The sequence below is a fragment of the Kitasatospora sp. NPDC056783 genome, from assembly GCF_042789895.1.
Classification (GTDB): Bacteria; Actinomycetota; Actinomycetes; order Streptomycetales; family Streptomycetaceae; genus Kitasatospora.
In genome coordinates this window covers 1-14,356 of the sequence record NZ_JBHUAF010000211.1, presented here as the reverse complement: position 1 = coordinate 14,356, position 14,356 = coordinate 1, and the positions used below count along the sequence as shown (strand labels likewise).

The 14,356-nt window shown below is 72.4% G+C and carries 15 protein-coding genes; 13 read left to right on the top strand and 2 right to left on the bottom strand.

Annotated features, from left to right (window positions below):
* Together ACFRMQ_RS25935 and rpsD are read left to right on the top strand one after the other, a co-directional pair.
* The coding region (locus ACFRMQ_RS25935) for a replication-associated recombination protein A (protein ID WP_380733033.1) at nt 1–1,008 on the top strand (1,008 nt) is incomplete at its 5' end.
* Between the two features lie 312 nt (nt 1,009–1,320).
* Nucleotides 1,321–1,935, top strand: coding sequence for a 30S ribosomal protein S4 (rpsD, locus tag ACFRMQ_RS25930; protein ID WP_196952100.1), 615 nt, complete (start codon nt 1,321–1,323; stop codon nt 1,933–1,935).
* A gap of 84 nt (nt 1,936–2,019) precedes the next feature.
* Here rpsD and ACFRMQ_RS25925 read toward each other — a convergent pair whose 3' ends face one another.
* Nucleotides 2,020–2,346 carry a tetratricopeptide repeat protein gene (locus ACFRMQ_RS25925; RefSeq protein ID WP_380733031.1) on the bottom strand — a complete coding sequence of 109 codons (327 nt, stop codon included), beginning with the start codon at nt 2,344–2,346 and terminating at the stop codon, nt 2,020–2,022.
* Nucleotides 2,347–2,551: 205 nt separating this feature from the next.
* Here ACFRMQ_RS25925 and ACFRMQ_RS25920 point away from each other — a divergent pair, with 205 nt between their 5' ends.
* The 5 genes from ACFRMQ_RS25920 (at nt 2,552) to mltG (ACFRMQ_RS25900) (ending at nt 8,022) form a co-directional block, all read left to right on the top strand.
* The gene (locus tag ACFRMQ_RS25920) at nt 2,552–3,031 is read left to right on the top strand and encodes a DUF948 domain-containing protein (RefSeq protein WP_380733030.1); all 480 of its coding nucleotides are present in this window, start codon (nt 2,552–2,554) and stop codon (nt 3,029–3,031) included.
* 4 nt (nt 3,032–3,035) lie between these two features.
* On the top strand, nt 3,036–3,479 hold the full coding sequence (locus tag ACFRMQ_RS25915; RefSeq protein WP_380733029.1) for a DUF6167 family protein: 444 nt from the start codon (nt 3,036–3,038) through the stop codon (nt 3,477–3,479).
* Nucleotides 3,479–6,148 (top strand): alanine--tRNA ligase, encoded by a 2,670-nt coding sequence (alaS, locus tag ACFRMQ_RS25910; RefSeq protein ID WP_380733028.1) that lies wholly within the window; start codon nt 3,479–3,481, stop codon nt 6,146–6,148. The genes ACFRMQ_RS25915 and alaS overlap by 1 nt, the downstream gene beginning before the upstream one ends.
* Nucleotides 6,148–6,627, top strand: coding sequence for a Holliday junction resolvase RuvX (ruvX, locus tag ACFRMQ_RS25905; RefSeq protein ID WP_380733026.1), 480 nt, complete (start codon nt 6,148–6,150; stop codon nt 6,625–6,627). Before alaS ends, ruvX begins: the two co-directional genes overlap by 1 nt.
* Nucleotides 6,628–6,765: 138 nt before the next feature.
* Nucleotides 6,766–8,022 carry an endolytic transglycosylase MltG gene (gene mltG / locus ACFRMQ_RS25900; protein ID WP_380733025.1) on the top strand — a complete coding sequence of 419 codons (1,257 nt, stop codon included), beginning with the start codon at nt 6,766–6,768 and terminating at the stop codon, nt 8,020–8,022.
* A 176-nt stretch (nt 8,023–8,198) separates the two neighbouring features.
* On the opposite strand, the gene ACFRMQ_RS25895 is transcribed toward mltG (ACFRMQ_RS25900), so the two are convergent.
* Nucleotides 8,199–8,639, bottom strand: a complete 441-nt coding sequence (locus ACFRMQ_RS25895; protein WP_380733023.1) for a hypothetical protein — start codon at nt 8,637–8,639, stop codon at nt 8,199–8,201.
* On the opposite strand from ACFRMQ_RS25895, the gene mltG (ACFRMQ_RS25890) reads away from it, so the two are divergent.
* The 6 genes from mltG (ACFRMQ_RS25890) to aroQ all read left to right on the top strand — a co-directional run bounded on the left by mltG (ACFRMQ_RS25890) (nt 8,580) and on the right by aroQ (nt 14,322).
* Nucleotides 8,580–10,046 carry an endolytic transglycosylase MltG gene (gene mltG, locus ACFRMQ_RS25890; RefSeq protein WP_380733022.1) on the top strand — a complete coding sequence of 489 codons (1,467 nt, stop codon included), beginning with the start codon at nt 8,580–8,582 and terminating at the stop codon, nt 10,044–10,046. The genes ACFRMQ_RS25895 and mltG (ACFRMQ_RS25890) overlap by 60 nt on opposite strands.
* 42 nt (nt 10,047–10,088) lie before the next feature.
* The gene (locus ACFRMQ_RS25885) at nt 10,089–10,919 is read left to right on the top strand and encodes a shikimate dehydrogenase (protein WP_380733021.1); all 831 of its coding nucleotides are present in this window, start codon (nt 10,089–10,091) and stop codon (nt 10,917–10,919) included.
* A 179-nt stretch (nt 10,920–11,098) separates the two neighbouring features.
* Nucleotides 11,099–12,283, top strand: coding sequence for a chorismate synthase (gene aroC / locus ACFRMQ_RS25880; RefSeq protein ID WP_380733020.1), 1,185 nt, complete (start codon nt 11,099–11,101; stop codon nt 12,281–12,283).
* On the top strand, nt 12,280–12,801 hold the full coding sequence (locus tag ACFRMQ_RS25875; protein WP_380733019.1) for a shikimate kinase: 522 nt from the start codon (nt 12,280–12,282) through the stop codon (nt 12,799–12,801). Before aroC ends, ACFRMQ_RS25875 begins: the two co-directional genes overlap by 4 nt.
* On the top strand, nt 12,794–13,885 hold the full coding sequence (aroB, locus tag ACFRMQ_RS25870) for a 3-dehydroquinate synthase (protein WP_380733018.1): 1,092 nt from the start codon (nt 12,794–12,796) through the stop codon (nt 13,883–13,885). The genes ACFRMQ_RS25875 and aroB overlap by 8 nt, the downstream gene beginning before the upstream one ends.
* Before the next feature lie 8 nt (nt 13,886–13,893).
* Nucleotides 13,894–14,322 carry a type II 3-dehydroquinate dehydratase gene (gene aroQ, locus ACFRMQ_RS25865; RefSeq protein ID WP_380733034.1) on the top strand — a complete coding sequence of 143 codons (429 nt, stop codon included), beginning with the start codon at nt 13,894–13,896 and terminating at the stop codon, nt 14,320–14,322.
* Nucleotides 14,323–14,356 lie beyond the last annotated feature (34 nt).

The following is a 14,356-nucleotide window of genomic DNA, read 5'->3' as shown; positions in this document are numbered from 1 at the left end:
GCGGTGGAGAACCGCTGGGTCACCCTGATCGCGGCGACCACCGAGAACCCGTACTTCTCGGTGATCTCCCCGCTGCTGTCCCGCTCGCTGCTGCTCACCCTGGAGTCGCTGACCGACGAGGACATCCGGGCGCTGCTGCGCCGCGCGGTGGCCGACGAGCGCGGCCTGGAGGGTGCGCTGGAGCTGACCGCGGAGGCCGAGGACCACCTGGTGCGGCTGGCGGGCGGGGACGCCCGGCGGGCGCTCACCACGCTGGAGGCGGCGGCCGGGGCGGCGCTGGAGAAGGGGGAGGCGAGCATCACGCTGGCCACCACCGAGACGGCGGTCAACCAGGCGGCGGTGCGCTACGACAAGGACGGCGACCAGCACTACGACGTGGCGAGCGCGCTGATCAAGTCGATCCGCGGCAGCGACGTGGACGCCACCCTGCACTACCTGGCCCGGATGATCGAGGCGGGGGAGGACCCGCGGTTCATCGCCCGCCGGCTGATGATCTCGGCCAGCGAGGACGTCGGCCTGGCGGATCCGACGGCCCTGCAGACGGCGGTGGCGGCGGCCCAGGCGGTGGCCCTGATCGGCTTCCCGGAGGCCCGGATCATCCTCTCCCAGGCGGCCATCGCGCTGGCCCTGGCGCCCAAGTCCAACGCCGCGTACCTGGCGATCGACGCGGCGCTGGCCGACGTCCGGCAGGGGCTGGCGGGCGCCGTCCCGTCCCACCTGCGGGACGCCCACTACGGCGGGGCGGGCAAGCTCGGCCACGGCAAGGGCTACCGGTACCCGCACGACCTGCCGGAGGGCATCGCCGCCCAGCAGTACGCGCCGGACGCGGTGCACGGCAAGGAGTACTACCAGCCGACGAGGCGCGGCGGCGAGGCCCGCTACGCGGACGTGGTGGAGTGGACGCGCGGGCGGCTGCGGGGGGAGCGCCAGGTGAAGAGGGCCGAGAGGAAGCCGGCCGCGAAGCCGGAGACGAAGGCCGAGGAGCAGCCCGGGGAAAAGGGCGAGTGATCCACCGGTATACTCGGTCGGAGTGCCATGTCCCGGGACGGCGGCGGGGGAGACCCCACCGACCGGCCGCACCAGCGGGACATCGGCGGTAGGCCTCCTCCGGGAGGCCCGCACCAGGAGCGTCGCGCACCGTTTTCGGTGTCGCGGACGGCCCAGGCGACTGGGCCGGTCCGTGTGACCAGCACTTCCGTGCCCGGCTCCGGAGAGCGGCTGATCCCATCGCGCAGGCGGCGGGGTTTTCTCCGGGTCGCGACATGCGACCTCCGTCAACACCTGGTGAAGCCGTATTCGTAAGCAAGGAAGGTTTGGTTCATGGCGAACCAGAAGCGTCCCAAGGTCAAGATCGCGCGTGCCCTTGGCGTGCCGCTGACCCCGAAGTCCGTCAAGTACTTCGAGGCCCGCCCGTACCCGCCCGGCCAGCACGGCCGTGGCCGCAAGCAGAACTCGGACTACAAGGTCCGTCTGCTCGAGAAGCAGCGTCTTCGCGCCCAGTACGACCTGAGCGAGAAGCAGCTGTCGCGCGCGTTCGACCGCGCGAAGAAGGCCGAGGGCAAGACCGGTGAGGCGCTCGTCGCCGAGCTGGAGACCCGTCTGGACTCGCTGGTGCTGCGTTCGGGCATCGCCCGCACCATCTACCAGGCCCGCCAGATGGTCGTCCACGGCCACATCGAGGTCAACGGTGGCAAGGTCAACAAGCCGTCGTTCCAGATGAAGCCGGGCTTCGTGGTGACCGTCCGCGAGCGCTCCAAGGAGAAGGTCCCCTTCCAGGTCGCCCGTGAGGGTGGCTACGCGGGTGAGGGCCAGACCCCGAAGTACCTCGAGGTCAACCTGAAGGCCCTGGCCTTCCGCCTGGACCGTGCGCCGCAGCGCAAGGAGGTCCCGGTGATCTGTGACGAGCAGCTGGTCGTCGAGTACTACTCGCGCTGACCCGGCTTCGCTCTTCGCGAACCACCAGCGAGCCCCCGCCGCCTTTCGAGGCGACGGGGGCTCGCCCCTTTTGCGCTGGTGCCGTCAGATGTCCTCGCCGGTCATCGCGGCGGCCAGCCGCAGGTGCGGCCGGGCCTCCTCGGCGCGGCCCTGGCGCTCCAGGGTGCGGCCGAGCATCAGCCGGGCGTAGTCCTCGGCCGGGTCGGCCTCCAGGATCCGCAGCAGCTCGCCCTCGGCGCGCCCGAGCTGGGCGGAGTGGTAGTAGCTGCGGGCCAGCAGCAGCCGGACGGAGAGGTTGGCCGGCTCCTCGGCCAGCACACCTTCGAGCATGCGGGCCGCGTCGGTGTACGCCTTGGAATCGAAGTAGAACTTCGCCATGCGGTACTCGTCGGCGGTGTTGTGGACGGCCATGGTGCTCCTTCCGGGTGGTTACTTGCCTCCTCAAGCAATCGGCAAGTTTCATCTATTCCGGCCCGGCGGAGGCGCCCGCCCGGGCTGCCCCGGGCATCGCCCCGGAGTGACCGGCCGGTAGCCCGGGAGAGAACCCGGTCCGGAAACCGGGCGTCGGCGCGATAGGGTTCCCCTGAAGAACTGCAAGGCGAGGGAGCGCGCAAAGGTGTCCGTGGGAGAGCTGGCCGGATTGCTCGTCGCCGTGTTCTGGGCGGTCCTGGTCACCCTGCTCGCCGTGGTGCTGGTCCGCCTCTCGCGGGTGCTGAAGGAGGCCGCAGTCCTGGTCTCCGCCGTCACCGAGCAGGCCGTCCCGCTGCTGACCGACGCGGGCGCCGCGGTGCGCAGCGCCAACGAGCAGCTGGAGCGGGTGGACGAGATCACCGCCAACGTGCAGGACGCCGCCGCCAACGCCAACGCGCTCTCCTCCACCGTGGCCGCCACCCTGGGCGGACCGCTGGTGAAGGTCGCGGCCTTCAGCTACGGCGTGCGCAAGGCCGTCGCCCGGCAGCAGGGAACCCTGCCGCCGGTGCCAGCCCAGGCGGGCGAGCGCGAGGAGCTGGCCCGGCTGATCCGGGCCGAGGTGCGTGCCGCGACCGCCCCCCGCGGCGGTCTGCTCTCCCGGGTCCGGCGCGCGGTGAGGGGCTGACGGCATGGTGCGACGCATCTTCTGGATGGCGGTCGGCGCCGGCGCCACCGTCTGGGCCATGAACAAGGCCAACGAGGCCGTGCACCGGCTCACCCCGGACAGCCTCTCCGGCACCGCCGCACGCGGCGCGCTGCAACTGGGCGACCTGGCCAAGCAGTTCGCCCAGGACGTGAGGGCCGGCATGGCCGAGCGCGAGGAGCAGCTGAAGGACGACCTCGGACTGCGCGGCACCGCCGTGGTGGAGCCGCGGGCCGACCGCCGAGTCCTGCGCGGCGAGCCGCAGTACCGAGCTATCTCGGCGGCGCCCGGTAGCCCGGCCGCCGCCCTGCCCCCGTCCCGCGCCCGCGCTCTGCCCGCCGGCGCCCGCACCACCCCCCAGACCACTGAAGAAACGCCCCGCCGCGCCCTGCCGCGACGGGGCGGCACCCCGAACCGGAAGGACCACTAATGGAGTCGGCTGAGATCCGCCGCCGCTGGCTGCGCTTCTTCGAGGAGCGCGGCCACACCGTCGTTCCGTCGGCGTCCCTGGTCGCCGACGACCCCACCCTGCTGCTCGTCAACGCCGGCATGGTGCCGTTCAAGCCCTACTTCCTGGGCGAGGTCAAGCCGCAGTTCTCGCGCGCCACCAGCGTCCAGAAGTGCGTGCGCACCCTGGACATCGAGGAGGTCGGGAAGACCACCCGGCACGGCTCCTTCTTCCAGATGTGCGGCAACTTCTCCTTCGGTGACTACTTCAAGGAAGGAGCCATCAAGTTCGCCTGGGAGCTGCTCACCACTCCCGTCGCGGACGGTGGCTACGGCCTGGAGAAGGAGAAGCTCTGGATCACCGTCTACAAGGACGACGACGAGGCCGAGCAGATCTGGCGTGACGTCATCGGCGTGCCCTCGGAGCGCATCCAGCGCCTGGGCATGAAGGACAACTTCTGGTCGATGGGCGTCCCCGGCCCGTGCGGCCCGTGCTCGGAGATCAACTACGACCGCGGCCCCGCGTACGGCGAGGAGGGCGGCCCGGCCGTCAACGGCGAGCGCTACCTGGAGATCTGGAACCTGGTCTTCATGCAGTACGAGCGCGGCCACGGCGACGGGAAGGACGGCTTCGAGATCCTCGGCGACCTGCCGAGCCGGAACATCGACACCGGCCTCGGCCTGGAGCGCCTGGCGGCCATCCTCCAGGACGTCGACAACCTCTTCGAGATCGACACCAGCCGGATGATCCTCGACCGCGCCGCCGAGCTGACCGGTCACACCTACGGTGCCGACCACAAGGCGGACGTCTCGCTGCGCGTGGTCACCGACCACATCCGCACCGCGCTGATGCTGGTCGGCGACGGCGTCACCCCGGGCAACGAGGGCCGCGGCTACGTGCTGCGCCGCATCCTGCGCCGCGCCATCCGCAACATGCGGCTGCTGGGCGCCACCGGGCCGGTGGCCAAGGAGCTCATCGACGTCGCGATCAAGGCGATGGCCCCGCAGTACCCCGAGCTGGAGAGCGACCGCAAGCGCGTCGAGACGGTCGTCGTCGGCGAGGAGGCGGCCTTCCTCCAGACCCTGAAGGCCGGCACCAACCTGCTGGACGTCGCGGTCACCGAGACCAAGCAGTCGGGCGGCGTGGTGCTCTCCGGCGAGCAGGCGTTCAAGCTGCACGACACCTACGGCTTCCCGATCGACCTCACCCTGGAGATGGCCGAGGAGCAGGGCCTCCAGGTCGACGAGGCCGGCTTCCGCCGCCTGATGCAGGAGCAGCGGAACCGGGCCAAGGCGGACGCCAAGGCCAAGAAGATGGGCCACGCCGACGTCGCCGCGTACCGCGAGGTCGCGGACAAGTCCGGTGCCAGCGTCTTCACCGGCTACAGCCTGACCGAGGGCGAGGCCACCGTGGTCGGCCTGCTGGTGGACGGCGTGCCGTCGCCGGCCGCCTCCGAGGGCGACGAGGTCGAGATCATCCTCGACCGCACCCCGTTCTACGCCGAGGGCGGCGGTCAGCTCGCCGACCAGGGCCGGATCCGGCTGGAGTCGGGCGCGGTGGTGGAGATCCGCGACGTGCAGCAGCCCGTCCCGGGCGTCATCGTGCACTCCGGCGGGGTGCTGTTCGGTGAGGTCGTGCTGGGCGCCTCGGCGTACGCCACGATCGACACCGAGCGCCGCCGGGCGATCGCCCGCGCCCACTCGGCCACCCACCTGACCCACCAGGCGCTGCGCGACGCGCTCGGCCCGACGGCCGCCCAGGCCGGTTCGGAGAACGCCCCCGGCCGCTTCCGCTTCGACTTCGGCTCGCCCGCCGCCGTTCCGGGCAGCGTGCTGGTCGACGTCGAGCAGAAGATCAACGACGTGCTGACCCGTGAGCTGGAGGTCACCGCCGAGGTCATGACGATGGACCAGGCCCGCAAGGCCGGCGCCATCGCGATGTTCGGCGAGAAGTACGGCGACGAGGTCCGGGTCGTCACCATCGGTGACTTCTCCAAGGAGCTGTGCGGTGGCACCCACGTCGGCAACACCGCCCAGCTGGGCCTGGTGAAGCTGCTCGGCGAGTCCTCGATCGGCTCCGGCGTGCGCCGGGTCGAGGCGCTGGTCGGCTCCGACGCCTACCGGTTCCTGGCCCGTGAGCACACGGTGGTCTCCCAGCTCACCGAGCTGGTCAAGGGCCGCCCGGAGGAGCTGCCGGAGAAGATCTCGGGCATGCTCGCCAAGCTCAAGGACGCCGAGAAGGAGATCGAGCGCTTCCGCGCCGAGAAGGTGCTGGCCGCCGCGGCGGGCCTGGCCGACTCGGCCGAGGACGTGCACGGCATCGCCGTGGTCGCCGCGCAGGTCGCCGACGGCGTGGGCGCGGACGAGCTGCGCAAGCTGGTCCTGGACGTGCGCGGCCGCCTCGGCTCGCGCCCGGCCGTGGTCGCCGCGTTCACCGTGGCGAACGACCGCCCGCTGACCGTGATCGCCACCAACGAGGACGCCCGCGGCCGTGGCATCAAGGCCGGCGAGCTGGTCCGGACCGCCGCCAAGACCCTCGGTGGCGGCGGTGGCGGCAAGGACGACGTCGCCCAGGGCGGCGGCTCCAACCCGGCCGCGGTCGGCGAGGCCATCGCCGCGGTGCGCGGCCTGGTCGCGGAGCGCGCCAGCTGATGGAGTTCGAGGAGAGGCCCTTCCGGCGTGGGCGGCGGATCGCCGTCGACGTCGGGGACGCCCGGATCGGGGTCGCGTCCTGCGACCCCGACGGGGTGCTCGCCACACCCGTGGAGACCGTCCCGGCCGGGGTGAAGTCGCAGGCCAGGATCGCCGCCATCGTCGACGAGTACGACGCGATGGAGGTGATCGTCGGGCTGCCGCGCTCGCTCAGCGGCAAGGAGGGCCCGGCGGCGGAGAAGGTCCGGGCGTACGCGGCGCGGCTGGCCAACCGGCTCTACCCGGTGCCGGTGCGGCTGGTGGACGAGCGGATGACGACCGTCACCGCGACCCACGGGCTGCGCGCCTCGGGGGTCAAGGCGAAGAAGGGCCGCTCGGTGGTCGACCAGGCCGCCGCGGTGGTGATCCTCCAGACCGCCCTTGAGTCCGAACGGGTGAGCGGACGCCCGCCCGGTGAGAGCGTCGAGGCGGCCGGCTGACCGGTCTGGTTTAACGTCCCGATGAGGGGTCCGTGCGGACGCGTTCGCACGGACCCCTCTTTCGTTGGTTTCCGTGTCCGATTCCGATCGTTCTGTGTCGATCCGGATCGGCCTGGGATCGCCGAGGGGACGCGAGCCATGACCGACCAGGACTTCCACCCGGGGCTCACGCCGGGACACCTGGGCGCGCCGGTGCTGGAACCGGAGGGCCGTCCGCCGGGCGCGCCCCGCCCGCGCTTCGATGCGCCGGATCCGCACCGACGGCGTAACGGACTGGCCTGCGGGCTCACCGCGTTCGCACTGGTCGCGGTGTTCGGCGGGATCGGGTTGACCGGGTACAGCTGGTTCCAGGCGCAGCGCAGGCCCCCGGCCGCGGCCGACTTCGCGGGGCAGGGCACCGGCAGCGTCCAGGTCTCGGTGCCGGAGGGCGCGGGGCTGTCCCAGATCGCGTCCGCGCTGGTCCGCAACGGGGTGGTGGCCAGCTCGCTCGCCTTCACCCGGGCCGCGAAGGGCAGCGCGGCGGCGGCCGGGCGGATCCAGCCCGGGACGTACACGCTCAGGCAGCGGATGTCGGCCGCGGCGGCGCTGGCGATCCTGATCGACCCGGCCAACGCCAACGGCCTGACCATCCCCGAGGGCTGGCGTGGATACCAGATCTACGCGGCCATCGACAAGAAGCTGAACCTGCCCGCGGGCACCACCCAGAAGATCGCCCAGGACCAGGGCGCCGAGCTGGGCCTGCCCGACTTCGCCAACGGCAGCCCGGAGGGCTACCTGTTCCCGGCGAAGTACAGCGTCACCGACGGCACCACCGCCCTCGACCTGCTGAAACAGATGGTGGACCGGGCGGGCAAGGAGTTCAGCCGGGACGACGCCGGCGTGGTCGCGCCGAACCTCGGGCAGAGCGTCTACGGGCTGATCACCGTGGCCAGCATGGTCCAGGGCGAGGCCGACAACACCGAGGACATGGGCAAGGTGGCCCGGGTGATCTACAACCGGCTGGCCAAGGGGATGCCCCTGCAGCTCGACTCCACCATCAACTACGCGCTCGGCCGGTCGACCCTGAACACCTCGGTGACCGACACCCGGCTGGACTCCCCGTACAACACCTACGTGCACCCCGGGCTGCCGCCGACCCCGATCTCCAACCCGGGGCGGCAGGCGATCATGGCGGCGCTGGACCCGACACCGGGGGACTGGCTCTACTTCGTCACCGTCAAGCCGGGGGACACCCGGTTCACCGACAGCTTCGACGTGCAGCAGCGCAACGTGGCGGAGTTCAACGCCAACCGGGCGGCGGCCAAACCCGGCGCCCCCGGCTCCTCCGGCCCGGCCTCCCCGGCGGCCTCGGACCCGGCGGCGGGAGGGGCCGGCCCCGGTGCGGCGACCCCCTGACGGTGGTGTGCGCCCCCGGTGAGCTTGCTCACGGACCGTGCGTCCGCCCGGCCGGGGGTAAGGCTGCGGTACGGTAACGTCTCCCTCCAGGCGCTGCGCTAGCACGCCGGTTCGAGAATCAGCCGGGACGACGCCGTCCCGGACGGCCGGTTCGATCCTCCGGTCGTCACCGTCGGTTAAGGGGATCGATGACCGATCTGGGTGGGGGCTACGGCCCCCAGGGCGAGCCGTGGCACCCCGGTGATCCCGGGCACGACGGCCGGCAGCCGGTCCCCGGCCAGCAGGACGGCCAGTGGCAGCAGCAGCAGTACCCGCAGCAGGGCCAGCAGGGCCAGCAGCCGTACGGGGACGTGCAGCAGGGGTACGCGCAGCAACAGCAGCAGATGATGGCGCAGCAGGGCTACCCGCAGCAGCAGCCCCAGCAGCAGATGATGCAGCAGCAGGGCTACCCGGGCGGTCAGCAGGGGTTCCAGCAGCAGCGGGGCTATCCCCAGCAGGGGTACCCGCAGCAGGCGCAGCAGGGGTACGGACAGCAGCAGCCCCAGCAGCAGGTGCCGATGCAGCAGCAGGGGTATCCGCAGCAGGGCTTCCCCGGCTCCCAGCAGCAGGTCCAGCAACAGCAAGTCCAGCAGCCGCAGCACGCCCAGCAGCAGGCCCAGCCGCAGCAACAGGCCGCGCGGCAGCAGCCGGCCCCGGCGCCCGCGCCGGCCGGCCCGGGCCCGGACGGGATCGACTGGGAGGCCGAGGCCGCCGCACTGGAGGCCGGCGCCGGCCCGGTGGGCGGTGTGCACGAGGCCGGGACGGACGAGTGGGACGGCCACCAGGACGGCCGGCACCCGGACGACGGGTACCCGGACGAGCACGCCGAGGAGACGGGCTTCCTCGGGGAGCGGGACGACTCCCGCGAGGCGCAGAAGAAGCGCAAGGAGAAGGGCAAGAAGTCGGGCCGCCGCAACGGCGGCGCCTGCCTGCTGGCGTCCCTGGTGATGCTCGGCGCCGTGGGCGGGGCCGGCTGGTGGGGCTACGACTTCTACCAGAAGCACTTCGGCCCGGCGCCGGACTTCACCGGTGGGGGCACCGGTTCCGTCCAGGTCGAGGTCAAGAAGGGCGCGGTCGGCGGGCAGATCGGCCTGGCGCTGAAGAACGCCGGCGTGGTCAAGAGCGTCGACGCGTTCAACGAGGCCTGCAAGGCCGAGCCCAAGTGCGGCACCATCCAGTACGGCTACTACGAGCTGAAGAAGGAGATGCCGGCCGCCGAGGCGCTCAAGGAGCTGCTCGCCCAGGCCGGCGGCGCGGCGATCGTGGTCCCGGAGGGCAAGAACTCCACCGAGATCTACACCATGATCGACGGCAAGCTGAAGCTGGAGAAGGGCACCACGGCTGGCGTCGCCCAGGCCCAGGCCGCGAACCTCGGCCTGCCGGCCTACGCGAACGGCAACATCGAGGGCTTCCTCTGGCCGACGCGCTACAACATCGCCGAGGGCATGAAGCCCGAGGACCTGCTCAAGCAGATGGTGAAGAACGCCACCGAGAAGTACGCCAACCTGGACTCCCAGGCCGCCTCGGTGGGCCTGAAGAACGGGTACGAGGTGCTCATCGAGGCGAGCATCCTCCAGCGCGAGGGCAACAACCCGGCGGACTTCGCCAAGATGGCCAAGACCATCCAGAACCGGCTCGCCGCCGGCGGCGAGATCAACCACCGGCTCGGCATGGACACCACGCTCCAGTACTCGCTGAACCGCAAGGACCTCGACCGCAAGGACATGGACGACGCGTCCAACAAGTACAACACCTACATCAACCAGGGCCTGCCGCCCGGGCCGATCTCCAACCCCGGTGACGACGCGCTCAGCGCGGTGCTGCACCCGGCGGACGGGAAGTGGCTGTACTTCATCGCGATGTCCCCGACCGAGACCCGGTTCGCCGAGACGAGCAAGGAGCACTACGCCAACGTCAAGGAGTACTGCCAGTCGGCCGGGCAGGGCTTCGACGAGGCGCGGGGCCACTGCACCACCAAGAAGTAGCCACGGCCGGACGACGGTCCGGCAGTCCTCGGAGGGGCAGCGTTGACCAGCAAGCACCGGGCGGCCGTACTCGGCTCGCCGATCGCCCACTCGCTCTCGCCGGACCTGCACCGGGCAGCCTTCGCGGCGCTCGGGCTGGACGGCTGGCGCTACGACCGCTTCGAGGTGGACGAGGCCGGGCTGCCCGGGTTCGTCGCCGGCCTGGACGAGGCCGAGTGGGCCGGGCTGTCGCTCACCATGCCGCTGAAGCGGGCGGTCATCCCGCTGCTGGACGAGGTCAGCGCGACGGCCCGGGCGGTGGACGCGGTGAACACCGTGGTGTTCACCGCCGACGGCCGGCGCACCGGGGACAACACCGACGTCCCCGGGCTGGTCAACGCGCTGCGCGAGCGCGGGATCACCGAGGTGCCCGAGGCGGCCGTGCTGGGCGCCGGGGCCACCGCCTCCTCGGCACTGGCCGCGCTCGCCCAGGTCTGCACCGGCGAGGTGACGGTCTACGTGCGCAGCGCCGAGCGGGCCCGGGAGATGGCCGAGCTGGGCGAACGGCTGGGCGTGGCCGTCCGCACCGCCGACTGGGCGCGCGGGGCCGAGGCGCTGGCCCGGCCGCTGACCGTCTCCACCACGCCGGTCGGCGCGACCGACGTCTTCGCCGACGCGCTGCCCGCCGAGCCGGGCGCGCTGTTCGACGTGCTGTACCACCCCTGGCCGACGGCGCTCGCCGCCGCCTGTGCCGGGCGCGGAGCGACCGTCCTGGGCGGGCTGGACCTGCTGGTGCACCAGGCGGTGCTGCAGAGCGAGGCCTTCACCGGGCGGACGCCCGGGCCGCTGGCGGCGATGCGCGAGGCGGGGGAGAAGGCGCTCGCCGGGGGCTAGCCGGGGCCCGGGGGCGGGGCCTCCTTCCTGACAGAGTCGGGCCGGATCGTGGCCCGTAGCCGTCCGTTACGCGGACTGCGCCCCCAGGGGCGGCCGGGGCATGAAAGGATTCGGACAGAAGGCACGCCCGGGCGGGCCCCGGCGGTGCCGAGGCCCGGTCCGCTGATGAAGGAGCTCCGTTGGGTACGTTGCGCTGGCTGACGGCGGGGGAGTCGCACGGCCCCGCACTCGTCGCGACGCTGGAAGGCCTGCCCGCCGGTGTACCGGTCACCACCGACGTGGTGGCCGACGCGCTGGCGCGCCGCCGGCTCGGCTACGGCCGCGGTGCGCGGATGAAGTTCGAGCAGGACGAGGTGACGTTCCTCGGCGGCGTCCGGCACGGCCTCACCATGGGCAGCCCGGTCGCGATCATGGTCGGCAACACCGAGTGGCCGAAGTGGGAGCAGGTCATGTCGGCCGATCCGGTCGACCCCGAGGTGCTGGCGGGCCTGGGCCGCAACGAGGCGCTCACCCGCCCCCGGCCCGGCCACGCCGACCTGGCCGGCATGCAGAAGTACTCGATCGACGAGGCCCGGCCGATCCTGGAGCGCGCCAGCGCCCGCGAGACGGCCGCCCGGGTCGCGCTCGGAGCCGTCGCCCGCGCGTACCTCCGTGAGGTGGCCGGGATCGAGATCGTCAGCCACGTGGTCGAGCTGGCCGCCGCCAAGGCGCCCGCCGGCGTGCTGCCGCTGCCCTCGGACGAGGCCCGGCTGGACGAGGACCCGGTGCGCTGCCTGGACGCCGACGCCTCGAAGGCGATGGTCGCCGAGATCGACCAGGCCCACAAGGACGGTGACACCCTCGGCGGCGTGGTCGAGGTGCTGGCGTACGGGGTGCCGGTGGGCCTCGGCTCGCACGTGCACTGGGACCGCCGGCTGGACGCGCGGCTGGCCGCCGCGCTGATGGGCATCCAGGCGATCAAGGGCGTCGAGGTCGGTGACGGCTTCGAGCTGGCCCGGGTGCCCGGCTCCAAGGCGCACGACGAGATCGTGCCGACCCCCGAGGGCGTCAAGCGCACCTCCGGCCGCTCCGGCGGCACCGAGGGCGGCCTGACCACCGGCGAGGTGCTGCGGGTGCGCGCCGCGATGAAGCCGATCGCCACCGTGCCGCGGGCCCTGCAGACCCTGGACGTGCGCACCGGCGAGCCGGCCAAGGCGCACCACCAGCGCTCGGACGTCTGCGCGGTGCCGGCCGCCGGCATCGTCGCCGAGGCGATGGTCGCGCTGGTGCTGGCCGACGCGGTGAGCGAGAAGTTCGGCGGCGACAACGTCTCCGAGACCCGTCGCAACGTGCAGGGCTACCTCGACAACCTCATCATCCGATGACGAGCCCCGTCGTGGTGCTGGTCGGCCCGCCCGGCAGTGGCAAGTCCACTGTCGGGCGGGCCCTGGCCGAGCGCCTGGGCGTCGGCTTCCGGGACACCGACGCCGACATCGAGGCGACGGCCGGCAAGCCGATCCCGGAGATCTTCATCGACGAGGGCGAGCCGCACTTCCGCGAACTGGAGGCCCGCGCGGTGCGCGCGGCCGCCGAGGGACACGGCGGAGTGCTGGCACTCGGCGGCGGCGCGGTGATGGCCGAGGCCACCCGCGAGCTGCTGCGCGAGCTGCCGGTGATCTTCCTGGAGGTCCCGCTCGGCGACGCGGTCAAGCGGGTCGGCCTGGACGCCCCGCGACCGCTGCTGGCCGTCAATCCGCGGGCCCGCTGGCGCGAGCTGATGGAGGCCCGCCGCCCCCTCTACCTGGAGGTGGCCACCGCCGTGGTCGACACCGCCGACCGCACCCCCGAGCAGGTCGCGGACGCCGTACTGGAAGCACTGGAGTTGAAGACCCCCCATGACTGACACCACCGTCAGGATCCACGTCGGCGGCAGCGCCGGCCACGACCCGTACGAGGTGCTGATCGGGCACCAGCTGCTCGGCGAGCTGGCGCCGCTGATCGGCGCCCGGGCCAAGCGGGTCGCGATCATCCACCCGGAGGCGCTGTCCGCCACCGCCGACGCGATCCGCGAGGACCTGGTCGGCGAGGGCTACGAGGCCATCGCGCTCCAGGTGCCCAACGCCGAGGAGGCCAAGAGCGCCGAGGTCGCCGCCTACTGCTGGTCGGTGCTCGGACAGACCGGCTTCACCCGCAGCGACGTCATCGTCGGCCTCGGCGGCGGCGCCACCACCGACCTGGCCGGTTTCGTCGCCGCCACCTGGCTGCGCGGAGTGCGCTGGGTCTCCCTGCCCACCACGCTGCTCGGCATGGTCGACGCGGCGGTCGGCGGCAAGACCGGCATCAACATCGCCGAGGGCAAGAACATGGTCGGCGCCTTCCACCCGCCGGTGGGTGTGCTGGCCGACCTCGGCACCCTGGAGACCGTGCCCAAGCACGACTACGTCTCCGGCCTGGCCGAGGTCATCAAGTGCGGCTTCATCGCCGACCCGGCGATCCTCGACCTGATCGAGGCCGACCCGGAGGGCGCCAAGACACCGTCCGGCCCGAACACCGTCGAGCTGATCCGCCGGGCCATCCAGGTCAAGGCCGACGTCGTCTCCGGGGACCTCAAGGAATCCGGGCAGCGCGAGATCCTCAACTACGGCCACACCCTCGGCCACGCCATCGAGCGCAACGAGCGGTACAAGTGGCGGCACGGTGCCGCGATCTCCATCGGCATGCTGTTCGCCGCCGAACTCGGCCGCCTGGCCGGGCGGTTGGACGACGCGACGGCCGACCGGCACCGCACCGTGCTGGCCTCGGTCGGCCTGCCGCTGAGCTACCGGGCGGACGCCTGGCCGAAGCTGCTGGACGCGATGAAGATCGACAAGAAGTCGCGCGGCGACCTGCTGCGCTTCATCGTGCTGGACGGCCCGGGCAAGACCTCGGTCCTGGAGGGCCCGGACCCGTCGCTGCTGGTCGCCGCGTACGCGGAGGTCTCGGCGTGACCAGGGTGATGGTGCTCAACGGCCCCAACCTGGGCCGGCTGGGCAGCCGCGAGCCGGACGTCTACGGCGCCACCTCGTACACCGGACTGGTCGAGCGCTGCACCGCGCTGGGCGCGGAGTTGGGCTTCGAGGTCGAGGTCCACGAGACCAACTCCGAGCAGCGGATGGTGGAGTGGCTGCACGAGGCGGCCGACGGGAAGGTGCCGGTGGTGATCAACCCCGGTGCGTTCACCCACTACTCGTACGCGATGCGGGACGCCGCCGCCCAGCGCACCGCGCCGCTGATCGAGGTGCACATCTCCAACCCGTACGCCCGGGAGACCTTCCGGCACAACTCCGTGATCGCCGCGGTCGCCTCCGGCACCATCGCCGGCTTCGGCCTCGGCTCCTACGAGCTGGCGCTGCGCGCGCTGGCCGAGCAGCTCACCACGCGCTGAGGGCCCGGGCGAGGGCCCGGCGGCGGACTGTGCC